Raw genomic sequence first — 24577 nt, forward strand, 5'->3', positions numbered from 1 at the left:
GGAGCGGACATGACCGACGCCGTGACCGCACGCTACGTCGTGGTCGTCAACGACGAGGAGCAGTACTCCATCTGGCCGGCCGGGAGGCTGGTGCCGGCCGGCTGGCGGGCGGTGGGCCGGGCCGCGACCAAGGACGCCTGCCTGGCCGACATCGAGACCCGGTGGACCGACATGAGGCCGCTGAGCCTGCGGCGGGCCATGGAGTCCTGAGCGCCGCCGGCCGGTCCCGTCCGGGAGCACGCCGACGTCTTGCAGGAACCGAGCCGACACACGAGGAGGGCGGATGCCCCAGGCAGCCCGAACGATCCCCCAGGCGTTCCGGGGTGCGGTCGCGCAATTCCCGGACAGGACGGCGGTCACCGCACCGGACGGCGACCTGACCTATCGCGAACTGGACGCGCGCACGGACGCGCTCGCCGCGGAACTCGTCCGCGCGGGAGCACGCAGGGGCTCGCTGGTGACCCTGCTGACCCCGCGCGGCACCGACCTCGTCGTGGGGATGCTCGGCATCCTCAAGGCGGGCGCCGCCTACCTGCCCATCGACCCGGAGTACCCGCCGGCCCGCATCGCGTGGACGCTGCGCGACAGCGGCTCCCCGCTGGCCGTCGTCACCCCGGCCACCGCGCCCCTGCTGCCGGGCGCCGGGCGGCACCCCGCCGTACGGGCCGTCACCCTGGACGGCCCGCCCGCGGCGCCGGCCGGTCCCGCCGCCCCGGACCCCGCCGGGGACGGCACCGACCTCGCCTACGTCATCTACACCTCCGGCTCCACCGGCGACCCCAAGGGCGTCCAGGTGGAACAGCACAGCGTGCTCCGCCTCTTCGACGTCGTCCGGGAGCACCTCGCCTTCGACGAGCACGACGTGTGGTCGATGTTCCACTCCGCCGCCTTCGACTTCTCCGTGTGGGAGATCTGGGGCCCGCTGCTGTCGGGCGGCCGCCTGCTGATCGTCCCGCGCGAGGTCGCCCGGGCCCCGGAGGCGTTCCGCGACCTGGTGCGCGCCCAGGGCGTCACCGTGCTCAGCCAGACACCGTCGGCGTTCCACGGGCTCATGGCGGCCGACCTGCGGACCGCGCCCGACCCGGGCGCCCTGCGGCTGGTGATCCTCGGCGGCGAGGCGCTGGACGTCGCGGCACTGCGGCCCTGGGCCGACCGGTACGGCACCGACCGTCCCCGGCTGGTCAACATGTACGGCATCACGGAGGCGACGGTGCACGCCTCCTGCCGGCCGCTCGACCGCACCGATCTGGACCGGCGCGGACCCAGCCCGATCGGGGCCCCGCTCGCCGACCTCGCCTTCCACCTGCTCGGCGAGGACGGCACGCCCCCCGCCGACGGCGAGCCCGGTGAACTGTTCATCGAGGGACCGGGCGTGGCCCGCGGCTACCTCGGCCGCCCGGACCTGGACGCGGAGCGGTTCGTCGCACACGTCGGAGCCGACGGCGTACGCCGGCGCCGGCTGCGCACCGGGGACCGGGTCGTCGCCCTGCCGGAAGGCGGCTACGGCTACCTGGGCCGGGTCGACGACCAGCTCAAGATCCGCGGCCACCGCGTCGAACCGGGCGAGATCGAAGCGGTCCTCGCCGGTCACGACGAGGTCCGGCGGGCCGTCGTCGTACCGCACGACCACGGCGACGGCGACGTCCGGCTCATCGCGTACGTGCAGTCCGCCGCCGCCCCGGAGTCCCTCGCCGCCGAACTCGCCAAGCTGGCCGGGGAACTGCTGCCCGCCCACATGTGTCCGTCCCGGTACGTCACGCTGGCCGGACTGCCGCTCACCGCCAACGGCAAGGTGGACAAGGACCGGCTGCCCGCACCGCCCGGCGCGGCCGGACCCGCCGCCGCGGCCGGCCCCACCGCCGGCACCGCGGAGCGCATCGCCGCGATCTGGCGGTCCGTGCTGGACGTGCCGCACGTGGGAGCCGACGAGGACTTCTTCTCCCTCGGCGGCACCTCCCTGTCCCTGGTGCGGATGTTCGCCCGGGTCAACGAGGAATTCGACACCGATCTCGACATCACCGTCCTGATCGGCGGGGCGACGGTGGGCGCGCTCGCCCCGCACGTCGACGCCGCGCTGGCCCAGCGCGCCCGACACCTTACGGAGACACCATGACGGCGCAGACCACGGACTTCTCCCTCACCCCCGAGGAACTGGCGGCCTTCCACCGCGACGGCTTCGCGGGCCCCTTCACCCTCTACGAACCCGAGGAGATCGCCGACCGGTGGGGCCGGACCCGGCTGGAACTGCTCGACCGCAGCCACGCCGTCTACCGCGCCGACGCGGCCGTCTCGGGCAGCACCAACATCGCCAACTACGACCGCCACCTCGACCACCCGTTCCTCGCCCAGCACATCGGCCGCCCCGAGATCGTGGACCGCGTCGCCGGCATCCTCGGCCCCGACGTGCTGTGCTGGCGCACCGAGTTCTTCCCCAAGAACCCGGGCGACGAGGGCACCGACTGGCACCAGGCGGACACCTTCGCCAACGCCTCCGGCAGCCCGCAGATCCTGTGGCCCGGCGCATCCCGCTTCGGCGGCACCATCACCGTCTGGTGCGCCTTCAGCGAGGCCACCGTCGACATGGGCTGCCTGCAGTTCATCCCCGGCACCCACGAGTCCATGAACTACGACGAGACCAAACGCATGCACTACGCGCCCGAACGCAACGCCTCCGTGGTGAAGGACGGCGTGCGGCGCGGCTTCTTCGGCTACGACTACCGGGAGCTGCAGATCGACCCGGACTTCAAGCCCGACGAGTCGAAGGCCGTGTCGATGGAGATGCGCGCCGGGCAGTTCATCGTCTTCTGGTCGACCCTCATGCACGCCTCCCATCCGCACTCCGGCAGGAGCAAGCAGATGCGGATGGGCTACGCGTCCCGGTACGTCCCCACCTCGGTGCGGATCTACCCGGACACCGAGGTCATCGAGGAGTACGGCGGCACGGTGAGCCTGGACCGCTACGGCGCGGTGCTGGTCAGCGGCGAGGACCGCTACGGCCACAACACCCTGGCCGGACACACCACCCGGGGCGTCCCGTTCCCGCACCGCTCCCGGCCGGCGACCCGGTGATGGACCCGTCGAGGCGCCTGGCGGAGGCCCTCGTCGACGCCGACGCCCTCGTCCGCGCCGTGCCCGGCCTGCGGGTCGCCTCGACGCCCGGCGCCCCGCTGACCCAGGTGCGGCTGGACTCCGTCACCGGGCAGCTGGGACTGCCCCGGCTGGAGGTGGTCGCGGACCCCGACGGCCTGTGGTCCGTGGAACTGGCACTCACCAGACACCTGGCCCGGGCGAGCGCCGGGGACGGCACGGCCGCCGGGCCGGCGGGTCAGTGGCGTACCGAGGGGCCGGTCCCGGTCCGGGCCACCGACGGCACCGCGCTGCGCTGCTGGTCGGCCGGGCCCCCGGACGCCCCCGTCGTCGCCCTGGTGACGGCCTGCGGCATGCCGGCCGGGCTCACCGCGGGATGGATGCGGGCGCTCGCCGGCCCGTTCCGCGTGGTGACCTGGGAGAGCCGGGGCATGTTCGGCGCGCCGGACGCGGACGGTCCCGCCCCGCTCGGCGCGCATGACGTGGCCTCCCAGGCCGGCGACCTGCTCGCGGTCCTCGACGCCCTGGACGTCCCCGGTGCCCATGTGATGGGACTGTGCGGCGGAGCGGTCCTCGCGCTGGCCGCGGCGGCCACCGCCGGCCCGCGGGTCAGCTCGCTCAGCCTGTGGCACGGCGACTACGACCTCGGGGACGCGGCACCGCGGACGGAGCACCAGCGTGACATGCAGGCCATGATGGCGATGGCCGCCCGCGGCCCGGAGAAGGCGGCGGGCGTGCACCGGCTGATGCGCCGCCCCGTGGTGCTGGACTCGCTGCGCCCCGACATCGCCCACCACCTCATCTACCCTTACGCGACTCCGCTGTTGCTGCACCGCTACGGCCTGCTCAACGGAGCGATCATGTCCCACGACTCCCGCCCCTACCTGTCGGCCGCCCAGCCCGTGCTCGTGGTGACCAGCCGGGACGACGTCACCGCCCACCCGGCCGGATCGCGCTACGTCGCGGCCCACCTGCCCCGGGCGCGGCTGGTCACCCGGCCGTCCGGCGACCACCTCACCGCGTTCGACGCGGGCCCGGAGGTGGTCCGGCTCGCCGAGCGGTTCCTGAGCGACGTCCTGGAGGACGCATGAGCCAGTTCGAGGACACCGACCCGGCCGGGCGGCTCGCGGCGGTGCTGCGCGAGCACGCGGCCGTGGCCGACGCCGCCGTGGAGGTACCGGACGGCGGCGGCCCCGCGGTCGTCCGCCTGGTCCCCGACCCGGAGCGGGCCCCGCTGCTGCACCGCTCGGCGGCCGTGGAGGCGGCCGGCCGCCTCGGCCCGCTCGGCTGGCACGAGCCCGCCGCCGACCTGCGGGTGGCCGGGGTGAACCGCAGCGAGAGCGACTTCCTCCACCGCGAGATCTTCGTGGACGACGTCTACTTCCGGCACGGCGTCGACCTGCCCGCCGGTGCCGTCGTCGTGGACGTCGGCGCCAACATCGGCATGTTCACCCTGTGCGCGGCCCGCCGCAGCCCCGGAGCACGGATCATCGCCTGCGAACCGCTCGCCGAACTCGCCGCCGCGGTGGCCGTCAACGCCGAAGTGCACGCGGCCGACGTCACGGTCGTCGCCCGGGCCGTCGGCGCCGCCGAGGGGGAGGCGGACTTCACCTTCTACCCGCACAACAGCGTGATGTCCGGCGCGTTCGCCGACGCCGACGACGACCGGCGCACGCTGCGCGGCTACCTGCTCACCGGCGCCGACAGCGAGGGCGTGGACCCGCAGGACCGGCTCGTGGCCGACCGGCTCGCCGCCGACCTGCTGGCCGCCGAGCACCGGCGGGTCGCCGTCACCACGCTCGCCCGGATCGCCGCCGACCACGGGCTGACCCGGATCGACCTGCTCAAGATCGACGTGGAGAAGGCCGAGGAGGACGTGCTGCGGGGCATCAGCCCCGAGCTGTGGGCCGGCATCCGGCAGATCGTGATGGAGGTGCACGACATCGACGGACGCCTGGCCTCCGTCACCAAGACCCTGGAGGGCCGGGGTTTCGGCGTCGTCCACGAGCAGGACCCGCGGCTGGCCGACACCGCCTGCGTCAACGTCTACGCCCGCCGCCCCGGCGCGCCCGGGGACACCGGCGCCCGCCCGCCCGGGACCGCGCACCGGCCAAATCCCGGGCCGGTGCTGTGGCGCCTGGAGGCCGAACTGCGCGACCTGCTGGCCCGCAGGCTGCCCGGCACCCCGGCACCGGGCCGGTTCGAACTCACCACCGACCTCGGGGCGGCCGGCGAGCGCGCGGAGGAGGTGCCCCGGGCCACCGTCCCGCTCTCGGCCCGTGCCGAGGTCTTCGCCCGGGTCTGGGCGGGCATCTTCGGCGCCGAGGCGGTCCGCCCGGACGCGGACTTCTTCGACCTCGGAGGCGACTCGCTGACCGCCATGCGCCTGCTGACCCGGCTGGAGGAGCAGCTCGGCGAGGACGCGCTGGAACCGGACCTGATCTTCACCGCCGGCACCTTCGGCGCGCTGGCCGCCGCCGTCGAGGCCTCCGGTGAGCAGCCCTCCGGTCCGGCCCGGTCCCGGTGACCTCCACCAGCCGGTGGTTCCACCGCCCGCTGGCCCGGCCCGCCGCCCGGGTCCGGCTGGTGGGCCTGCCGTACGCGGGCGGCGGCGCGGCGGTCTTCCGGGACTGGGCCGAGGAGCTGTCCCCGGACGTGGAGCCGGTGTGGGTCCGGCTGCCCGGCCGGGAGAGCCGGCTGGGCGAACGGCCGCTGTCCGACTGGGACGCGCTGGTCGGCGCGTTCGGCCGCGCCCTGATGCGGCACGTGCCCTCGCCGTACGTCCTGTTCGGACACAGCATGGGCGGCATGCTCGCGTACGAGGCGGCGACCGCCGGACTCGGCCGCCCACCGGAACGCGTCGTCATCTCGGCCTGCCGCGCCCCGGGCGTCGCCCGCGCCCTGCCCGCCATCCACCACCTGCCGGAGCCGGAATTCGCCGCCCGGCTGCGCGACCTGGGCGGCGCTCCGGCGGAGGTCCTGGCCAGTCCCGGCCTGTTCCGGCTGTTCGCACCCGCCCTGCGCGCCGATGTGCGGCTGGCCGAGACCTGGCCGGCGCACCCGCCGCGCCCCGTCCCCGTCCCCGTCACCGTGCTGTGGGGCGACGCCGACCCGGTCGCCCCGCCCAGCGCCGTACGGGCGTGGCGGCATCTGGCGTCCGGCGGGTTCCGGGGCCACGAGGTGACCGGCGGCCACTTCTTCCTCTCCGACCCGTCCGCCGGCGTGGTGGACCTGCTCAACCGCGAACTCGGAGCCGCCGGATGACACGATCCGTCTACCTGACCGAACGGCACGAGGAGTTCCGCGCCCGGGTGCGGGCGGTGCTGGACGCGCTCGCCGGGCCGGCCGGCGAGTCCTGGGAGCGGGAGGGGCGACTGCCCCGTACGGCGTGGAAGGTCCTCGGCGACGAGGGCCTGCTGGGCCTGCTGCACCCCCGGCGGGTGGGCGGCACGGAGCAGGACCTGTTCACGTCCGTGGTGTTCCTGGAGGAACTCGGCCGCACCGGCTTCGGCGGCTGCCGCGCCGCGGTGTCCGTGCACGCCTACATGGCCACGCACTACCTGGCGGCGGCCCGCGATCCCGTGCTGGACCGCGACTACCTCGCCCCCGCGGTCCGCGGCGACCGGGTCGCCGCCCTGGCGATCACCGAACCCGGCGCGGGCGCGGACCTGTCCGGGCTCGTCACCACGGCGGAACAGGACGGCGGCCACTATGTGGTCCGCGGGGTGAAGTCCATGGTCAGCAACGGCACGAGCGCCGATTTCCACGTCGTGGCCGTCCGCACCGCGCCCCCCGCCGGCTCCGGGCCGCGCGGCACGACGGGGCTCTCCCTGCTGGTGGTCGACGCCCGGCTGCCCGGCATCACCACCGAGCCGGTGGCCACCCTCGGCTGGCGCTCCGCGGGCACGGCCACGGTGACCTACGACGGGGTACGGGTCCCGGTGGGCTGCCTGCTCGGTCGGCCCGGCAGCGGCTTCTACCAGCTGATGCGGGGCCTGCAACTGGAACGCCTGGTCGCCGCGGCGGCGGCGCTCGGCGGCATGGACCGCTGCCTGGAGGACACCCGGCGCTTCCTGACCGGACGCCGGGCGTTCGGCGGCCACCTGGCCGACCTCCAGGCCCCCGCCCACCGCATCGCCGACCTCGCGACCGAGCTCGCGGCGGCCCGTCAGCTCGTCTACCACGCGGCCTGGCTCTACGAGCAGGGGGAGTTGCCGGCCACCGAGTGCTCGATGGCCAAGCTGCACACGACGGAACTGGCGTGCCGGCTGGCCGAGACCAGCCTCCAACTGCACGGCTCGGCGGGCTACCTGGACTCCTCGGCGGTGGCGCGGATCCACCGCGACGCCCGCGCGGCCACCATCGCCGCCGGGCCGAGCGAGGTCATGCGTGATCTCATCGGACGGGCGGTGCTGCGGGCCCCGGCGTCCTGAGGGGCCGGCGTCCGGTCAGCCGGCCAGCCCCCCTTCCATCCCGACGAGCGCGGCCAGCTGGGCCCGGGAACACAGCGTGAGCTTCTTGAACACCCGGGCCAGATAGGTCTCCACCGTCTTGGGACTGAGCGCCAGCGCCCGGGCGATCTGCTGGTTGGTCCGGCCCTTGCTGACCAGCACGGAGATCTCCCGTTCGCGTTCGCTCAGCCGGCTGAGCCCGGTCGAGGAGTCCGCGGGGCGGTCGTCCGGCACCGGCTCGGGCGCCCCGGCCGTGCCGGGCTCCGGCTCGGCCTGCGCCGCGTCCCTCCCGGCGGTGGCGCGTGCGGTGCCGGGCGGCCCGGGCCGGTCGGTCCGGGCGCGGAGCCGGCCGGCCGCTTCGGCCTGGAAACCGCTGCCCATGCGCTCGGCGGCGCGCCGGGCGTGGTCGGCGTACAGCCCGGCGGCGGCCGTGTCCCCCCGGGCCAGCAGGATCCGTCCCGCCGCGACGGCCAGTTGGGGGACGACGTAGCGCAGCCGGTGCCGCAGCGCGAGGTCGAGTGCGCGTTCCAGCCGCCCGAGCGCCGCGGTGTCCCGGCCCAGCGCGCTCTCGGCCCGGGCCACCCAGTACAGGGTGTCCAGCGCGCGCAGCGCCGGCTCGTCGCCCAGCCCGTCCGCCAGGCGGGCCGCGCGCTGCACCAGCTCGGCCCGCCCGCCGGCCGCGGCTGCGTCGGACCCGGAGGCGAGCGCCCGCAGCGCGAGCAGCAGGGCCCGCAGGGCGGGGTCGGGTTCCGTGACGGCGCCGGCGTCCTCGACCAGGGCCGGGCGCGGGCGTTCGCCCGCCTCCAGGCAGGTCTCCAGCAGGGCCGCCGTCGTTCGGGCCCGCAACTCGTGGGCGTCCGGCGTCAGGTTGGCGGCCGTCTTCTCCAGCAGGTCGGCGGCTTCGCCGTGCCGGCCCAGCAGGCGCAGCACCCGGGCGCGCCACAGCTCGGCGTCCGGGTGCGCCACCGAGCCCTTCTCCAGCGTGCCGTCGAACATGGCCAGGCTCCCGGCCGGATCGCCGCTCAGCGCCAGCGCCGTGGCGAGCCGCAGCCGCTGCCGGGGGTCGCCGGTGTCCGAGCGCGGGTCCAGCGTGGCCCCGAGCCAGCCGGCCGCGCGGTCGGGGCGTTGCCACAGCACGGAGCGCGCCGCCTCCTGGAGGATGCGGACGCCCTCGCCGTCCCGGGCGGTGAGCCCGCCGTGGCCCAGGTGCCAGGCGACGCGTGCCGGACAGGCCGCGCGGTCGCGCAGCGCCGTGGCCGCGCGCGCGTGGGCGCCCAGCTGCCAGGCGACGCCCGCCGTGTCGTGCGCCGTGCGGCGCACCAGCGGATCGCGGAACCGGAAGGTCCCCCTGGTGGCACCGGGCCGCAGGATGTCCCGCCGGACCAGCTCGTCCACCCCCGCCCGGGTCTCGTCCTCGCCGGCCCGCGCGGCTTCCGCCAGCAGCGCGGTGTCGAAGGGTTCCTGGAGCACGGCCGCCGCGTGCGCCACCGTCCGCCCCAGCGGGGACAGTCCGCGGAACTCGCGCAGCAGGGACATCGCCGGGTCGGCCGGAGAGTGCGGGCCGCCCGGCACGTCGTCGGCCCACGGGGCGCTCAGGGCGAGGGCGCGGAGCAGCCCGGGGCGGCCCTGGGAGGCGTGCAGCAGGCTGCGCAGCCGGGCGGGCAGCAGGGGCCGGGGCAGGAGGGCGCCGAGCTGCTCGTCGGGCAGCGGCGACAGCTCCAGCCGGGCGGACCGGCCGGCCGCCGCGGCCTCCCCCAGCAGGATGCGCAGGCTCTGCTGGTCCTGCCGGGGCCGGTGCGCGAGCGCCAGCACCACCCGCGGGGCGGGGTGCCGCAGCAGGTGCTGCAGGAGCAGGACCGAGGCCTCGTCGGCCAGGTGCATGTCGTCGAGGATCAGCAGCAGGCGGTCGCGGGAGCCGAGATGGCCGAGGAGGCTGCGGACCGCGTGCAGGGCGTGGTGGTGCTCGCAGGGGTTGGCGGGCAGCGCGACGGCCGGGGCGTGCCAGGACAGCGCCGGGAAGATGCCGGCCAGCCAGGACAGGTGGTGCGGGGAGAGCCAGGACACGGTCTGGTCGCCGACCGGTGCCAGCAGCTCGTCGAGGGCGTCGGCGAAGACGCCGAACGGAAGTCCCTCGGGGACCGATCCGGCCGCCGCGGAAGCCACCGTCCACCCCCGTTCACGCGCGCGTTCGCCGAGGGCCGCCAGGAGGGCCGACTTGCCCATCCAGGGGTCGCCCCGCACCTCGACGAGCGGCACGCCGGGTTCGTCGTGGTCGAGGACCTGTTCGAGCGCGGCGAGTTCCCGCGCTCTCGCGTGCAGGGCGTGCGCGCGCCCGTCCGCTGTCGTCGGCCGGCTGTCGGAGGGGCCCCGGGGGCCTGTCGCGTGGTCGGTGTGCCGAGTGTCCTCACGGTGTGGCAAGTAAGCGCACCTCTTTCGTCTGAGCCCGGGAGGGGGGAGCCCGAGGAAGCCCGAGAAGCGACGGGCCGGATTGCCGGACCCGTCTGCGGCGGCGGTCGAGTGGCGAGAAATACCGGGCGGCCGGTGACGCGCGTCAGCGCAAGATTTTTTACCGGCGACAGGATCCCAGGGTAACGAGTCGACTGCCGGATTCGGTAGTGCGGCGAAAGCGCACGTGGAACGGGCCCCGCCAAATCGCGGTGCAGCCCCGCCGTCGAAAAGAATTTAAAACTTCCGGTGGTACGGGGGATGGCGGAGGTGTGATTGCACCGTGCGGAGGTCATGCATCCGGCCACGGTGCACGGATACCAACCGGACGGTAACCACATGTTCCGGCCACGTGTGGCGGAAAGAAGCATGAACAAACCCGAGTAGAGTCGGTCATTCAGGACCCTTCCCGGTGGCGGGATTTCCACCTCCGGCATGTCCGGTTCTCGACCTGGTTCGTTCGGGTGATATGCGGTCAGGATTGAGTCACACCCGGGCGGGGGATGCTGCCCGGCACGCTCGAAACCGGCTGGAATGCGCACGACGGCATCCTTGTGCGGCCGTTTTCGAACTGATAGAACAGAGTCGTTACCGGCTGTATTTCTGATCCATTTCAAGCAGCTGACGGATGCGCATGACGGCCGGCCCGGCCCGGAGGCCGAAGGCCTGGCCAGGTAACTTCTCTTTCTCCTCCTGTCGGAACTTCTCCTGTCGGAACGGAGAAACCCCCGAAACCGCCGGCGGTGGCCCCCATCCGGCCGTCCGCACGGCTGTTTCGTCCGCACCTATGTCAAAGGGGAGCGATGGTTCAGCTGGCGCCTGACGTGCCCAGGGACGCGGGAGACGGCCACGACAAGACGCCCGTAGTGTGGGTGGTGGACGCTCCGGGCGGTGGATACGTCGAGAGCCCCGACATCGAGGGACGCGTCGTCGGCCCGCACGGCACCGTGCGCCTGGTCGTCGTGCCGGAAGACGAGCGGGACCGGCTGCCGGAGGCCGAGTGCGACTACATGATCCTCTGGCACCGTGTCCCGCTCGACGCCTCCTACTTCACCCGCAACACCAGATGCCGCGCCGTCATCTGCGCCAGCACGGGGTACGACCACGTCGCCGTCGAGGCGGCCCGCGCCGCCGGCACCAGCGTCTTCCACATCCCCCACTACGGCACCGAGGAGGTCGCCGACCACACCCTCGCCCTCTTCCTCGCCCAGGTCCGCAGGCTCCCCGACCTCCGCGAGCACGTGCGCGACGGCGGCTGGGACTGGCGCTCCATCACCGACGCCCCCCGGGTGCGCGACATGACCTGGGGCATCGTCGGGCTGGGCCGCATCGGCCTGGCCGTCGCCCAGCGCGCCCGCGCCTTCGGCATCCGGGTCTGCTTCCACGACCCCCACAACCACCCCGGGATCGAGAAGTCCCTGGGCCTGGAGCGCAGGCACTCCCTCGACGAACTCCTCGCCGACGCCGACGTGGTGAGCGTCCACGTCCCGCTCGACTCCACCACCCACCACCTGCTGGGCGCGCGCGAACTGGACCGGATGAAGCCCGGCTCGCTGCTGATCAACACGGCACGCGGCGGCGTGGTCGACGTCTCCGCGCTGCGCCCGGCGCTGGCCGCCGGCCGCCCCGGCCGCGTCGCGCTCGACGTCGTGGAGGGCGAACCGGAACTGCCGCACTGGCTGCGCGACCACCCCCGCGTGCTGCTCACCCCGCACGCCGCCTTCTACTCCGTGGCCTCGTTGGCCGAGCTGCGCACCCGGGCCGCCGAGGCGGTCCGCGAGCTGATCGTCGCGGCACCCGTCACCTCGGCCGTACGCGTGGTCTGAGCGCACCGGTACCGCCCCCCGACCTCACCGCCGCTGAACCCCGAAGGATCTCGATGGCTGTGGAAACCCTGTCCCCCGACGCCGCGAGGCAGGCGTGGACGGACTGGAAGTGGCAACAGCGCAACGCGGTACGCACCTCCCGCCAGCTGAAGAGCCACTTCCCCAACTGCGACCAGCGGCTGCTGGACATCATCGACCGGCACAACCGGACCAAGCGGTTCCAGGCGACGCCCTACTTCCTCAGCCTCGTCGAGACGGACCCGCACACGGGCAACCCGCTGGCCGACGACCCGCTGTGGAAGCAGGTCGTCCCCATCGACACCGACGAGACGGGCGACGGGGAGGACCCCTACACGTACGACGGGAAGACCGAGAACTGGGAACTGCCCAGCGAGATGGTCACCCCGATCGCCCAGCACAAGTACGACAACCGGGTCATCGTCCGCTACGCCAATGTGTGCCACGCCTACTGCCAGTTCTGTTACGAGGCGCTGCGCACCCTGGACCGCGACTCCACCAAGGTCTCCTTCGACCGCGGCCACTGGCAGGCCACGCTCGACTTCCTGCGCGCCAACCCGCAGGTGGAGGAGATGATCCTGAGCGGCGGCGAGCCGCTCATGCACAGCAACGACCAGATCGACCAGGTGCTGACGGAGGCCCGCGCCGTCCGCCCCGACCTGATCGTGCGCCTGCACACCCGCTCGCTCACCTTCAACCCGTACCGCATCGACTCCGGTCTCGTCTCCGTACTGGCCCGGCACGACGTGACCGCGGTCGGCCTGCACATCACGCATCCCCGCGAACTCAGCCCGGACTTCGACGACGCGGTACGCCGGCTGCACGGCGCGGTCCCCATCCTCTTCGCCAACGTCCCGCTGCTCGGCGGCGTCAACGACGACACCGGGACGATGCGGGAGCTGTGCATGGGCCTGTACCGGCGTGGCGTCCACGCCGGCTACCTGTACCACTTCATGCCGCACAGCCCCGAGGCGAGCGCCTTCCGCGTCCCCGTCAGCCGCGGGGTGGAGATCGTCCGCGCGCTCAAACGGCACATATCCAACCCCGCCGTGCCCGAATACGTGCTGCCGCACGCCACCGGCAAGTACACCGTCCCGCTGATCGACTCGCCGGACGCCTACCCGCGGCACGCCGTCGACGCCAACGGCGTCCGCGTCCTGCGCGCCGTCAACTGGCAGCAGGAAACCATCGAGTACCCCGACCCGGAGATCGTGTGAGGAGCCGGACCCGGCTTCCCCGCACATCGCACCATCACACGGAACGACAGCGACGGAGGACAGGCGAGTGAGCAGGGATCTGAGCCTGGAGCGGATGCCGGCTCGGCACGGGGTGCTGCGCGACGCGCACGAGACCCCGGCCGAATCGGTGGAACGCAGGCTGAACGAGTGCCTCCGCGGCCCCGGGACGACGGTGGAGCGACTCCCCGTCCACGACGACCTGACGGCCGCACTCACCCGGAGGCTGGAGGAGGGACTGTCCCACGGGGACGACGACGCGCTGCTCGACGTCCACCGCAGCGCCTACACCGTGTACGAGACCCTGCTGGGGCACCCGCTCAGCCCGGCCGCACGGCACGAACGCAGCACCTGGTTCAACGCGTTCCGCTCCCTGTACGAGGACCGCGTCCTCGCCGCGGACATCGAGGAGATCGCCGACCGGCTGCCCTCCGCGGGCGACGCCCGGCACCCCGGGTTCGTCCGCGAGTGGTTCCTCGCGGCGGCGAAGGAACGCAGCGACCTCGACCGGGCGGTGGAGACCTACCTGGCGGAGAAGGCCACGACCGGCCAACTGGCCGCCTTCATCCAGGCGGACGGCTACCTCAACTACCGCTTCTACGACGCCCTCGTGCTCGCCCAGCCGCACTTCATGGAGGGCGTCAAGCACGAGATCAGCAAGCACATGTGGGACGAGTGCGGGGAAGGCAGGCCCGACGCCGCGCACACCCTGCAGTTCACCCGCAGCCTGCGCCGGCTCGGCCTCGAACTGCCCACCGTCCCGCCCTGGGAGGACTGGCGGCCGTACGCCGGACACAACCTCTACTTCCTGCTGGCCTGCAACCGGCGCCACTACTTCAAGGCCCTGGGCAGCCTGGCCATGCCCGAACTGTTCGACGTCGACCGCGACGCTGCGGTCGTCAAGGGCCTGGAACGCAACGGGTTCACCGCCCAGCACGACTTCGAGTTCTTCTTCAACCACATGGAGGGCGACGCCGAACACGGCCCCGAGTGGCTGGACGGAGTCGTGCTGCCCATCGTCGAGGCCGAGCCGGACGCCAGCATGGAACTGATCACCGGCGGACTGCTGCGGATGCTGGCCATGCGGCGGTACAACGAATACCTCGCCGAGCGCCTGGGGCTGGCCGACGTACCGGACCTCCCCCAGGAGGGGAGGCGGTGACCGGCGGGGAGGAGAACCCCTTCCCCTCCCTGGAGATGACCGAACGCGCCACGGGCCTGCGGGCGCGTGAACGGCTCAGCACCAACGAGAACGAGTTCGGACCGGCCCCCGAGGTGGTCCGCGCCATCGGCGCCACCGCCCGGGAGTGCCACCGCTACCCCGACTGCGACCACCACGAGCTGCGCCGGCGACTCGGGCACACCCTCGGCGTCCCCGAGGACCACGTGCACATCGGCTCCGGCATCGACGGACTGCTCGGCGTCATCGGCCGCGCCTTCCTCGGGCCGGGGCGCACCGCCGTGACCAGCGACGCCACCTATCCGACCTTCGCCTACTTCGCACGCGCCGGCGGGGCCACGGTCCACCTCGTGCCGTACCGGGACGCGCGCGTGGACACCGAGGCCCTGGTACGGCGGGCCACCGACACCGGCGCGGACGTCGTCTATCTCGCCGACCCCGACAACCCGACCGGCGGTTCGCTGGGCGCACCGGCCCTGCTGCGGCTGGCGGACCGGCTGCCGGCCCGGACCCTGCTGGTCGTCGACGGCGCCTACACCGAATACCAGCCGCCCGCCGACCGGCCCGCGGCCGGCGAGCTGACCGGCCGGCGCATGCTCTGGCTGCGCACCTTCTCCAAGGCCCACGCCCTGGCCGGCCTGCGGATCGGCTACGCGGTGGGCGACCGCGCCCTCCTGGCCGCACTGCGCCGGGGTGGCGAGCACTACGTCGTCGGCCGGGTGGCCGAGGCGGCCGCCCTCGCCGCGCTCGACGCCGTCGGGCATCTCACCGACACCGTCCGGCGCACCGCCGAGGGCCGGGCCCACTACGGCAGGCGGCTCACCGAGCTCGGCTACACGGTGCTGGAGGGCACGACGAACTTCGTGACCTTCCGCTGCGCCGACACCGAGACCGCCGCCGCCGTAGCCAAGCGACTCGCGCAGGCCGGGGTGTTCGTACGGCATCTGGCCGCACCCGGACTGACCGACTGCCTGCGGATGAGCATCGGTCCCACGGCCCAGCGCGAGGCGGTCCTCGCCGAGCTGACCCGGGCGGCGTGAGGCGGCCCCCGCCGCAGCACACGCCCCCGCCCTCCCGCCCCGAGCCCCTCCTGCTTCGAGACAAGGAGTCCACATGGCCGCACCCCTGAGCTTCCGGTCCGGATCGCAGATCGCCGAGTCGGTGTGCGCCGGGCACCCCGACAAGGTCGCGGACCGGATCTCGGACGCCGTGCTCGACGCCTTCCTGACGATCGACCCCCACGCCCGGGTCAACTGCGAGACCCTGGTCACCAGGGACAACGTGATCGCCACCGGTCAGATCACCGCGAACGCCGAGGTGGACATCGACGCGACGGTCCGCTCCGTGCTGCGCGAGATCGGCTACCACGACGTGGAGCGGCACGGCCTGAGCGCCGACACCTCGACCGTGCGGGTGCTGCTCGACCGCCAGTCCCGCGAGATCGCCGACGGGGTGGACCGCGGCGGTGCCGGCGACTCCGGCATCGTCTACGGGTACGCCTGCGACGAGACACCGGAACGGCTCCCGCTCAGCTGCGTCCTCGCCCACGACATCGCCCGCCGGGTCGGCGCCACCGGTGAGCAGGGCGTACCGGCGCTCGGACCGGACGGCAAGGTCCAGGTGGAGCTGTCCCGCCGGGACGGTGCCGAGCGGGCGATCGTCGTCGTCTCCGCGCAGCACCCGGCCGACCTCTCCCTGGACGAGCTGGCCGACCTGGTGGCGGGCAAGATCGTGACACCGGCGCTGGAGGACCGCGGCGTCGTGCCCGCCGACATCCACGTCAACCCGGCGGGCACCTTCGTCGTGGGCGGCACCTCGGCCGACGCCGGGCTCACCGGACGCAAGCTCATGGTCGACGCCTACGGGGGCCTGGTCCGGCACGGCGGCGGCTGCTGCTCCGGCAAGGACGCCACCAAGGTCGACCGGTCCGGCGCGTACGCCGCCCGCTACCTCGCCGCCAACGTCGTGGCCGCCGGACTGGCCGGCCGCTGCCGGATCGGCCTGGCCTACGCCATCGGCCGCCCGCTGCCGGTCTGGCTCGACGTCGAGTGCTTCGGCACGGCCACGGTCGCCCACGAGCACATCGCCGCCGTGCTGACGGCCCTGGTGGACCTGCGGGTGGAAGCGGTGATCGAGCGCCTGTCGCTGCGCACCGCCGCCTACCAGCCGACCGCCGCCTACGGCCACTTCGGCCGCCCCGAGTTCTCCTGGGAGCGGCTCGACCTGGCGGACGCGCTCCGCTCCCGGCTCGGCGACGGGAAGACCGGCGCACCCACCGCCTGAGACCACCGCCCCGACCCCGGACTCCCGACCCCGGACTCCCGACTCCCGACGCCTCGTGCCCGACGCCTGACGAGAAGAGAGCGCCCGAAGACATGGCCCCCTTGCGGACCCGGCAGGAAGACCCCCCGATCCTCGAAGAGTGGTACCGCAGGCACCTGCCCGCCTGCCGCTTCGACATCAGCTCCAGCGGTGTCCACCCCTACTCCTTCGCGGAGGTCCGCGAGGTGTGCGCGCTGCGCGTCGAGGACCTGGACGGCATCGTCATGGACGACAGCGTCTCGGAGGGCGGCGCCGGCATCCGCCAGGCGATCGCCGACCGGTACTGCGCCGGCGACGCCGACCGGGTCCTGGTCACCCACGGGTCCAGCGAGGCGATCGCCCTGACCCTCGACGCCCTGCTGCGGCCCGGTGACCGTGTGGTGGTGCAGGAGAGCATCTACCACTCACTGGGTTACTTCCCGCGGGAGACGGGATGCCGGACGGTGCCCCTGCCGGCCGACAGCGTCCGGGACGGGGAGATCGACCCGGACACACTGGCCCGGCTGGTCACCCCGGACACGACGGCCGTCATCGTCAACTTCCCGCACAACCCGAGCGGCCGGACCCTGAGCCCCCGGGGACTGGACGCCCTGCTGGCCCGGGTGGAGGCCGTCGGCGCCGTCCTGGTCTGGGACGGCGCGACGGCGGAGATCGCCCACCGCTGGGAGCCGCTGCCCGACCCGGCGACCCGCTACGAACGGACCGTCACCTACGGCACCTTCTCCAAGACCTTCGGCCTGCCCGGCCTGCGCGTCGGCTGGGCCGTCACCTCGCCCGAACTGCTGCGGGCCACCTTCCCGCTGCGCGACCGCACCACCTTGTTCCTGTCCCCGTTGGTCGAACTCATCGCCGAGCACGCCATGCGGCACGCCGACCGGCTCATCGGCCGGCGCGCCGCGGAGGCCCGCCGCAACCTCGCCCACCTCACCGACTGGGCGGCCCGGCACGGAGAACTCGTCGACTGGACCCCGCCGGAAGGCGGGGTGTGCTGCCTGCTGGGTATCCGTGAACTGGCCCACGCGCAGGACCGCACCGCGGTCGAGGAGTTCTGCCGGGACCTGCTCGCCGCACACAAGACGCTGCTGGTGCCCGGCTCCGCCTTCGACGCCCCCCGGTCGGTACGGCTGGGCTTCGGCGGGCCCGAGGCCGACTTCCGCGCCGGCCTCGAACACCTCTCGCAGTTCCTGGCGCAGCGCGCGCCGGGCTCCGGCCGCGCCGGCGCTCAGGGCGGGTAGACGCTGGGGCGGGGCGGGGTGGGCATGCCGTCGCCGATGAGGAAGCCGGGGTGCGGCGGCTGGTTGTAGCCGGTGTTCTGCCAGGCCAGCGCGGTGCGGTATTGCATGTCCTGGAGCAGCGTGGTGATCCTGGTGCCGGTCTGGTACGGCGTGCTGTAGATGCGCAGGGCGCGGTTGTCGGTCGTCGGCCACACGACCTCCTCCCGCCAGTCACCGAGGATGTCCCCGGAGAGCGAGGGCGTCGCCTTGGCGGAGGAGGGCTTGCGGCCGATGTTCCGGCCCACGGTGTCGTACAGCCCGCTCACACCGGCCGACCAGGACTGCCGACGGCTCGTCAAGGATCCTGTCGGAATCGGTGTTCGGGAATGGGGGGGGTACGGGGACCGCGTTCCGCACCGCCTCCCCGGAAGGGCCGGGGAGGCGGTGCGGCCGGTATGGGTCAGCGGGTGGTCTGCGCCGTGGCGCAGCCGATCGGACCGGCGGGGACGTTGTTGCCGGCCGAGGTGGCGGTGAAGCCGAAGGTGACGCTGCCGTCGGCGGGCACGACCCGGTTGTGGTCCGCGTTGCGGACCGTGACCGTGCCGTCGGCGGCGGTCGACCGCGTGCCGTTCCACAGACTGCTGATCCTGGTGCCCGCCCCGGGCAGCCAGGACACGGCCCAGCCGTCGAGCGGCGCCGTGCCGTGGTTCATGACCTCGACGGAGGCCTGGAAGCCGCCGTTCCAGGAGTTCACCACGGAATAGGCGGCCATGCAGGAACCGGTGTGCGGATCCGTCGGCGTCGGCGTCGGCGTCGGCGTGGGCGTCGGCGTGCTGCCGGAGCCGCGGATGCCCGTGACCTCGCCGTGGCCGCCGTCGAAGACGATGTCGGAGCAGGAGAAGAAGTTCTCCTGGCTGTCCGAGCGGACCCACTGGATGAAGATCAGGGCGTTGCCGGTCCGTCCGGAGGGCAGCTTCAGGTCCCAGTGGTAGTGGCCGCCGTCGGTGCCCGGCGACCCCTGCTGCGGCGGATCGGTGACCGTCTGGATCAGGTCCAGGTCGGCCCAGCGCAGGGCGGAGGACGGTGACCAGCCCTGCTTGGTGACGTAGACCCGGAAGTCACCAGGATGCGCCGCCCAGTTGCTGTACTGGGCCTGGATGGTCGCCCCGCTGGTCAGATGGGTCCGCGGCCAGTCCGCGCGGGCCGCGTTGTAGGCGCGGAAGTCGTACGGTGACCGGTCGCCCGCACTGCACAGGGTGCCGTCCGGGACGTAACCGGAGCCCCGGCCGCCGGCGTGGGAGTCGAGCACGGCGAACCAGTTGTACAGCGCCGTCGCACCGCTCTCGGCCAGCGCGTCCCGGCACGCCGGGTTGGTCGGGTCCAGCCCGCCGGTCGTCGTGTGCGCGTCCAGGTAGCACAGGTAGGTTCGCGATCCGGGCAGCATCGCCACCCCGTGCGCCTGCGCGCTGCTCTGCCCCAGCAGGGTCAGGGCGAGCGCCGCGAGCAGGGTCGACAGGGCTGCTGCCGCCGACATCAGTCTGTTGCGTCGAGCCACGTTCTGCTCCTCTCGGTTCGCATCAGGCGGTGGTGCACCCCCGGCGGGCGCCGCACCGAGGCGGGCGGGGTCCGCCGGGGAGTCGGTGTACGTCGTGTCAGTGACCGGTGCCGCCGCCCGGGGTCACGGCCGGGTCGGCGTTGCGCACGAGCATCGCGAACTGCTCCGGGAACCACTGCCCGGCCAGCGGGGCGCCGGGCAGCGCGCCGGTCTTGTCGCCGCCCGCGCCCGGCGGGGCGTACCCGGGGTCGCACATGGGGTCCGCGGCCTTGCCCTCGTCGTTGGGGAGGTCGCTGCTCGCACCGTCCGACTCACCCGGCGGCTTCACCCACAGCAACGCGTCGAGGTGGGAGTCGGGGTAGCCGGAGGGCGCGGCCTGCGGCGGCCGCCCGAGCCCGGCACCGCCGACGTTGCACCACAGGCCCCGGTAGGTCCGGCGGTCGACGCGGGATTCGGCGACGTAGGTGTCGAGGGTGGTGCTGGTGCTCTCCGCCGTGGGACGCCCGGGGCCGCCCCACCCGTTGCGGGAGGTGTCGACGACCATGCCGGTCGACGCGGGCCAGCCGGCGGCGACGAGCGCGCGGTGGACGTTGCGGGTGAAGTCCGATTCGTCGAGGTTGGGGTTCCACCCGTAGAACTTCGAGGACTTGACCGGGTTGCCGCCCACGGGCTTGTCCGGGTCGGTCAGGAAGGGTTCTTCCAGAGGCATGTAGTTGGAGACGTTGGTGACCAGCCCGTCGACGCTGGACAGTCCGGCGGCGGTGCCCCGGGCGACGTCCGTGTACAGCTGCACGCTCTGCGCCAGGTTGCTGTCCCAGCCGAGCCACCCGGAGTTCGCGAAGTCCAGGTACGTGTAGACGTTGGGCAGCGCGTGCAGCTTGTCCAGGGCGTACCGGATGCCCTTGACGTAGATCCCGCTGCTCCCGGCCTCGGCGCACTCCGGGTCGGAGGTGTTCGTCGCCAGGTTGGGCAGGCTGTCCGGCTCGATCACCGCCGTGATGCGGATGTCGCGGTACTTCCGCTTCTTGAACACCTTCGCGATGGCGTCGATGTACTCGCTCTCGTAGCGGTCGAGACCGGCCTGCGTGAGCGGGAGTTCGCCGCCGGAGGCCTGGGCCGCGCAGTCCCGGCCGGGCAGGTCGTACACCACGAAGGTCGCGGTGATCGGCTGTCCGCGCCGCTTCTGGGCGAGCGCCAGGTCGAGGTGGTCGGCGAGGCTCCGGCGGCCGGCCTCTCCGCCCCCGCCGCCGATGGCGGCGATCCGGTCCAGCCACACGGCGGTGGGATAGCGGCCCACCTTCCGCATCTTCGCCCTGAGCCCGGGGTCGGGGGTCCGGGCGGCCGAGGTGCGGACGTGGTCGGTGTAGTCGGGGTTGACGTAGAACGAGGCCCCGGCGAACGGGTTGTCGACGTGGTTCTCGGCGGCGGCGGCCGGGTGTGCGGTGAACTGCCCGGCCAGGCCCAGTGCCAGGGCGGCGAGCGCCGCGCCCAGCGAGGCTGCCCGGCGCCGTCGCCGGCCGTACCCCGGCCGGGGTACGGGCGCTCGGCGGATGGGGTGTGGCATGTGCCCTCCTCGTGCGTACGGGGGTCGGCGGTCGGGGCCGGCGCGCTCAGCTGCCGGCGCAGTGCGGTGCGGGTGTGCCGGCGCTGCCGTCGGCGGTGAAGCCGAACGAGGCGGTGGCGCCCGGCGCCAGGGAGCCGTTGAAGGCGGCGTTGCGGACCGTGACCCGGCCGTCGGCCGTGCCGAGCGAGCCGTTCCAGAGGCTGTTGATGCGGGAGCCGCCCAGCTCCCAGTCCACGGACCAGCCCGTCAGCGCGACGGAACCGGTGTTCTCGACGGTGACCTCCGCCTGGTGACCGCCCGGCCAGGAGGAGGTGGTGCGCATCCGCGCGGTGCACGTCCCGGGCGCCGGTGCGGGACCGGTGCCGGAGTACGTCAGCCCGTACCCGTACGGGAAGAGCGGGTCCTTGCCGTCACCGTCGTTGACGGGTTCCTGGGCGGACGTCCTCGGCCAGCTCACCGGCAGTCTGCCGGTGGGGGCGTGGTCGCCGAACAGGACGTCGGACACGCCGCCGCCCTCGGTCCCGGGCAGCCACGCGGCCAGCAGCGCCTTCCAGTCGGGCAGTCGGGCGGAGACGTCCAGCGGACGGCCGGAGACCAGGACCACGACGACCGGCACGCCGCTCGCCTTCAGCCGGGCGAGGGTGCTCAAGTCCTCCTGGTCCAGCCCGAGGCCGCCCGGCCGGTCGCCGCGGCCCTCGGCGTACGGGGTCTCGCCGACAACGGCGACGGCGGCCCGGTAGCTGGAGTCGACGCCGTTGCCGTAGCGGTCGTAGGTGACCCGGGAGGGGTCGGTGACGGCGGCCCGGATGCCCTGGAGGATCGTGGTGCCGTCGGTGACGGGGCCGCTGCGGCCCTGCCAGCCGACGGTCCAGCCGCCGCTCTGGTTGCCGATGTCGTCGGCGGACTTGCCGGCCACGAACAGCTTGGCCGACTTCGGCAGGGGCAGCACGCCGCCGTCGTTCTTCAGCAGCACCTGCGAGGCGCGTACCGCCTGCCTGGCCAGCTCCCGGTGCGCGGCCGAGCCGACCGTGGCGGTGTACGAGCGGTCGGTCAACGGATGCTCGAACAGACCCAGTTGGAACTTCTTGGTGAGGATGCGCCGGTTGGCGTCGTCGATCCGGGACACGGCGATGCGGCCGGCGGTGACCTCGCCGCGCAGCAGCGTGAGGAACTTCTTGTAGTCGTGCGGGACCATCACCATGTCGACGCCCGCGTCGACCGCCGTACGGATCTCGGCGCCGGTGAAACCGCTCCGACCGTCGAGCTGGTCGACCGCCGCCCAGTCGGACACCACGAACCCGGTGAAGCCGAGTTCGCCCTTGAGCACGTCGGTCACGAGGTACCGGTCGGCGTGCGACCGCACACCGTTCCAGCTGCTGTACGACAGCATCACCGCGCCCACACCGCGCCGCACCGCCTCTTTGAACGGCGGCAGGTGGACGGCGCGCAACTCGGCCTCGGACACCTTGGTGTCGCCCTGGTCGACGCCGCCGGCGGTGCCGCCGTCGCCGAGGTAGTGCTTGGCGGTGGCGAGCACGGACGCGGGCCCGGCGCCCAGTGCGTCGCCCTGGAGCCCGGTGATGAACGTCGTCAGGGCGGAGGGCAGTTCGGGCGTCTCGCCGTACGACTCGTAGGTACGGCCCCACCGGTCGTCGCGGGCCACGCACAGGCACGGCGCGAAGTCCCAGTCGATGCCGGTGCCCGACACCTCCTCGGCCACCGCCCGCCCGATCCGCTGGACGAGCGCGGGGTCCCGGGTGGCGCCCAGAGCGATGTCGTGCGGGAACAGGGTGGCTCCGCGCACCGCGTTGTGCCCGTGCACGGCGTCGATGCCGTAGATCACCGGGATGCCGAGCGGGGTGGCCAGCGCGGTGCGCTGCAGGGAGTCGTAGGTGTCGGCCCAGGTCTGCGCGTTGTTGGGGCTGACGGTCGAGTCGCCGCCGGAGAGTACGGATCCGATGCGGTAGGCGGCGAGGTCGGACTGCGGGACGAGGGCGTCCTTCTCGATCTGGGTCATCTGGCCGAGCTTGTCGTCCAGGCTCATGCGGGACAGCAGGTCGGTGACCCGGTCCGGCACGGGTAAGGACGCGTCCTGGTAGGGCAGGAGCGCGGCCGGTGCGACGGCGGGCTCCGGTGCGGCTGCGGCCGGCGCGGTGAGGGCCAGGGCCGCGGCGCACACGGCCAGGGCCGTCACCGGGCTGCGGCGGGCGAGCAGGAGGCTCATGGGGGCGGGCCTTTCCTGGAGCGGTCCGGGAGCGGGGCGGCGCTGGGGTGGAGCCGGGACCCGCCCGATCGGCGGGGCGGGACGAGCGGGTCCCGGAGCGGGTGGGTCACGCGGTGGCGCAGGCGCCGCCGTTCAGGCTGAAACCGGACGGCTTGGCGAAGGTGCCGCCATAGCTGCCCTGGAACCCGAAGGACACCTGGCCGCCGGGCGCGATCTGTGCGTTGTAGGCGAGGTTGCTCGCGGTGACCGCCCCCGAGGACGGCGTCACGCCGGCGCCCCAGGCACCGCTGATCTGCTGCCCCGCGGGCAGCGTGAACGCCAGCTTCCAGCCGCTGACGGGGGAGGAGCCGGTGTTGGTGACGGTGACGTCGGCGCTGAAACCGCCCTGCCAGACGTTCGTCGCGTACGCCACCTTGCAGGCCGCCGTGCCGCCGGAGCCGCCGCCGGTCTCGACCGTGGAGGAGAACGAGGTCACGGCCAGACCGGCGCCGTTCTGCCAGGGCTCGAACCCGGCCTGCACGCTGGTCAGGTACCAGCTGTCCTGCGCCAGACCCCGCGAGACGGCCTGCCGGACGAAGTCCATGACGTCGAAGCTCCAGCTGCTGATCGCCGACGGCGCGACGAAGGACAGGACGTCGTTGGAGCCGTTGTTGCCGGACCACACCTGCCACGGGCGGCCGGCGACGGTGGCGGTGCCGACCTGCGAGCCCACGGGCTGGACGGGGCCGACCTTGTTGAACCAGATCATGATCTCGGTCCGGTTGACGCCGTCGGTGCGGGGCGTGGGGTCGAGCCAGATGTCGTACGCGGCGTCGTACACCGCGTTGCTCACATAGGTGTACGAGATGCCGGTCGGCGCGCCGGAGATGGTGCTGAGCCGGGCCGGGAGCTTCGTCCCGGGCGAGCAGTTGGTGTAGTGGCAGCCGTTGAAGACGGACGGGTAGGACTTCGGGGCGCCGTTCGTCGGTACGGAGCCGTCGGCCTGGGTGACGCGGAATCCCGAGTCGGTGGCGGTGACGCACTGCGTGTCGCTGGTGCCCCAGCGGTTGTTCTGGACGACGTAGCGGCCCTGGATCGTCGTCGACCCGTACTGTTCGCAGATCGTGGTGTCGGCCTGGGCCGGCGGAGCGACGCTCAGCAGCGCCGCCACGGCGGCGAGTGCGGTGAGCAGCGCGCCCAACAGGCCGCGCCTTCCACGGACATGGTGCTTGGACGGTCGCATGCGGGTCCTCTCACATGACGGTGGGGGCAGTACAGGAGCGCTCCCATCGGTGTGTGGATGGGAGCGCTCCCATACCCTCCGTTGGGCAGGGACTGTAGGGACTGCCCATGTTCCTGACAAGACCGACGGCGAGGTGAGTATCGAAGAGCGTTCGAAGCCGCAGGTCGGAGGGGGAGGCGTGAACGAGACCGGGTTTTTTGGAGCGCTCCCGAAACATTCGGCCGCGGCCGTCAC

At 73.4% G+C, this 24577-nt stretch carries 18 protein-coding genes and 1 pseudogene; 13 read left to right on the forward strand and 6 right to left on the reverse strand.

Translation table 11 applies throughout. The annotated features are described in order from the left end of the window. Nucleotides 1-9: 9 nt before the first annotated feature. From IG05_RS0108915 to IG05_RS0108945, 7 genes are all read left to right on the forward strand, one after another. Nucleotides 10-210 carry an MbtH family protein gene (locus tag IG05_RS0108915; RefSeq protein WP_030340758.1) on the forward strand — a complete coding sequence of 67 codons (201 nt, stop codon included), beginning with the start codon at nt 10-12 and terminating at the stop codon, nt 208-210. 73 nt (nt 211-283) lie between these two features. Next, nucleotides 284-2113 carry an amino acid adenylation domain-containing protein gene (locus IG05_RS0108920; RefSeq protein WP_030340760.1) on the forward strand — a complete coding sequence of 610 codons (1830 nt, stop codon included), beginning with the start codon at nt 284-286 and terminating at the stop codon, nt 2111-2113. Next, entirely contained in the window at nt 2110-3069 is a 960-nt protein-coding gene (locus IG05_RS0108925; protein ID WP_030340762.1) for a chlorinating enzyme, read from the forward strand. The genes IG05_RS0108920 and IG05_RS0108925 overlap by 4 nt, the downstream gene beginning before the upstream one ends. Beyond that, nucleotides 3069-4178 carry an alpha/beta fold hydrolase gene (locus IG05_RS0108930; RefSeq protein WP_030340763.1) on the forward strand — a complete coding sequence of 370 codons (1110 nt, stop codon included), beginning with the start codon at nt 3069-3071 and terminating at the stop codon, nt 4176-4178. Before IG05_RS0108925 ends, IG05_RS0108930 begins: the two co-directional genes overlap by 1 nt. After that, on the forward strand, nt 4175-5614 hold the full coding sequence (locus IG05_RS0108935) for an FkbM family methyltransferase (protein WP_051789649.1): 1440 nt from the start codon (nt 4175-4177) through the stop codon (nt 5612-5614). The genes IG05_RS0108930 and IG05_RS0108935 overlap by 4 nt, the downstream gene beginning before the upstream one ends. Continuing rightward, the gene (locus IG05_RS0108940) at nt 5611-6351 is read left to right on the forward strand and encodes a thioesterase II family protein (RefSeq protein WP_051789652.1); all 741 of its coding nucleotides are present in this window, start codon (nt 5611-5613) and stop codon (nt 6349-6351) included. Before IG05_RS0108935 ends, IG05_RS0108940 begins: the two co-directional genes overlap by 4 nt. Then, the gene (locus tag IG05_RS0108945) at nt 6348-7520 is read left to right on the forward strand and encodes an acyl-CoA dehydrogenase family protein (protein WP_030340768.1); all 1173 of its coding nucleotides are present in this window, start codon (nt 6348-6350) and stop codon (nt 7518-7520) included. Before IG05_RS0108940 ends, IG05_RS0108945 begins: the two co-directional genes overlap by 4 nt. A gap of 15 nt (nt 7521-7535) precedes the next feature. Here IG05_RS0108945 and IG05_RS0108950 read toward each other — a convergent pair whose 3' ends face one another. Next, on the reverse strand, nt 7536-9956 hold the full coding sequence (locus IG05_RS0108950; protein WP_051789654.1) for a helix-turn-helix transcriptional regulator: 2421 nt from the start codon (nt 9954-9956) through the stop codon (nt 7536-7538). 830 nt (nt 9957-10786) lie between these two features. Here IG05_RS0108950 and IG05_RS0108955 point away from each other — a divergent pair. The 6 genes from IG05_RS0108955 (at nt 10787) to vioD (ending at nt 17799) form a co-directional block, all read left to right on the forward strand. Next, the gene (locus tag IG05_RS0108955) at nt 10787-11809 is read left to right on the forward strand and encodes a C-terminal binding protein (RefSeq protein WP_078893991.1); all 1023 of its coding nucleotides are present in this window, start codon (nt 10787-10789) and stop codon (nt 11807-11809) included. Nucleotides 11810-11862: 53 nt separating this feature from the next. After that, nucleotides 11863-13044, forward strand: coding sequence for a KamA family radical SAM protein (locus IG05_RS0108960; protein ID WP_030340773.1), 1182 nt, complete (start codon nt 11863-11865; stop codon nt 13042-13044). Nucleotides 13045-13111: 67 nt separating this feature from the next. Beyond that, entirely contained in the window at nt 13112-14224 is a 1113-nt protein-coding gene (locus tag IG05_RS0108965; RefSeq protein WP_051789658.1) for an iron-containing redox enzyme family protein, read from the forward strand. Continuing rightward, nucleotides 14221-15282 (forward strand): pyridoxal phosphate-dependent aminotransferase, encoded by a 1062-nt coding sequence (locus tag IG05_RS0108970; RefSeq protein WP_051789661.1) that lies wholly within the window; start codon nt 14221-14223, stop codon nt 15280-15282. Before IG05_RS0108965 ends, IG05_RS0108970 begins: the two co-directional genes overlap by 4 nt. A 73-nt stretch (nt 15283-15355) precedes the next feature. After that, entirely contained in the window at nt 15356-16525 is a 1170-nt protein-coding gene (gene metK / locus IG05_RS0108975) for a methionine adenosyltransferase (protein ID WP_037813368.1), read from the forward strand. Between the two features lie 92 nt (nt 16526-16617). Further along, the gene (vioD, locus tag IG05_RS0108980; RefSeq protein ID WP_030340780.1) at nt 16618-17799 is read left to right on the forward strand and encodes a capreomycidine synthase; all 1182 of its coding nucleotides are present in this window, start codon (nt 16618-16620) and stop codon (nt 17797-17799) included. On the opposite strand, the pseudogene IG05_RS0108985 reads toward vioD, so the two are convergent. From IG05_RS0108985 to IG05_RS0109005, 5 genes and pseudogenes are all read right to left on the reverse strand, one after another. Continuing rightward, a pseudogene (locus IG05_RS0108985) lies at nt 17787-18056 on the reverse strand (rhamnogalacturonan lyase); the annotation flags it as partial. The gene vioD and the pseudogene IG05_RS0108985 overlap by 13 nt on opposite strands. Nucleotides 18057-18238: 182 nt before the next feature. Next, nucleotides 18239-19333, reverse strand: a complete 1095-nt coding sequence (locus IG05_RS0108990; RefSeq protein WP_030340783.1) for a lytic polysaccharide monooxygenase — start codon at nt 19331-19333, stop codon at nt 18239-18241. Nucleotides 19334-19430: 97 nt separating this feature from the next. Next, entirely contained in the window at nt 19431-20897 is a 1467-nt protein-coding gene (locus IG05_RS0108995) for a glycoside hydrolase family 6 protein (RefSeq protein ID WP_078893993.1), read from the reverse strand. A 46-nt stretch (nt 20898-20943) separates the two neighbouring features. Next, a complete protein-coding gene (locus tag IG05_RS0109000) occupies nt 20944-23121 on the reverse strand; it encodes a glycoside hydrolase family 3 N-terminal domain-containing protein (RefSeq protein ID WP_030340786.1) in 2178 nt (725 codons plus the stop codon). Nucleotides 23122-23227: 106 nt separating this feature from the next. Further along, nucleotides 23228-24343 carry a GH12 family glycosyl hydrolase domain-containing protein gene (locus IG05_RS0109005; RefSeq protein WP_030340788.1) on the reverse strand — a complete coding sequence of 372 codons (1116 nt, stop codon included), beginning with the start codon at nt 24341-24343 and terminating at the stop codon, nt 23228-23230. Nucleotides 24344-24577: the final 234 nt, after the last annotated feature.

The organism is Streptomyces sp. NRRL S-1022, assembly GCF_000720135.1.
GTDB lineage: Bacteria > Actinomycetota > Actinomycetes > Streptomycetales > Streptomycetaceae > Streptomyces.

Bases quoted from the DNA above. Each gene is read 5' to 3' on its own strand.
- IG05_RS0108915 (WP_030340758.1), top strand. From the start codon at position 10: ATGACCGACGCCGTGACCGCACGCTACGTCGTGGTCGTCAACGACGAG.
- IG05_RS0108920 (WP_030340760.1), top strand. From the start codon at position 284: ATGCCCCAGGCAGCCCGAACGATCCCCCAGGCGTTCCGGGGTGCGGTC.
- IG05_RS0108925 (WP_030340762.1), top strand. From the start codon at position 2,110: ATGACGGCGCAGACCACGGACTTCTCCCTCACCCCCGAGGAACTGGCG.
- IG05_RS0108930 (WP_030340763.1), top strand. From the start codon at position 3,069: ATGGACCCGTCGAGGCGCCTGGCGGAGGCCCTCGTCGACGCCGACGCC.
- IG05_RS0108935 (WP_051789649.1), top strand. From the start codon at position 4,175: ATGAGCCAGTTCGAGGACACCGACCCGGCCGGGCGGCTCGCGGCGGTG.
- IG05_RS0108945 (WP_030340768.1), top strand. From the start codon at position 6,348: ATGACACGATCCGTCTACCTGACCGAACGGCACGAGGAGTTCCGCGCC.
- IG05_RS0108955 (WP_078893991.1), top strand. From the start codon at position 10,787: ATGGTTCAGCTGGCGCCTGACGTGCCCAGGGACGCGGGAGACGGCCAC.
- IG05_RS0108960 (WP_030340773.1), top strand. From the start codon at position 11,863: ATGGCTGTGGAAACCCTGTCCCCCGACGCCGCGAGGCAGGCGTGGACG.
- metK (WP_037813368.1), top strand. From the start codon at position 15,356: ATGGCCGCACCCCTGAGCTTCCGGTCCGGATCGCAGATCGCCGAGTCG.
- vioD (WP_030340780.1), top strand. From the start codon at position 16,618: ATGGCCCCCTTGCGGACCCGGCAGGAAGACCCCCCGATCCTCGAAGAG.
- IG05_RS0108995 (WP_078893993.1), bottom strand. From the start codon at position 20,897: ATGCCACACCCCATCCGCCGAGCGCCCGTACCCCGGCCGGGGTACGGC.
- IG05_RS0109000 (WP_030340786.1), bottom strand. From the start codon at position 23,121: ATGAGCCTCCTGCTCGCCCGCCGCAGCCCGGTGACGGCCCTGGCCGTG.
- IG05_RS0109005 (WP_030340788.1), bottom strand. From the start codon at position 24,343: ATGCGACCGTCCAAGCACCATGTCCGTGGAAGGCGCGGCCTGTTGGGC.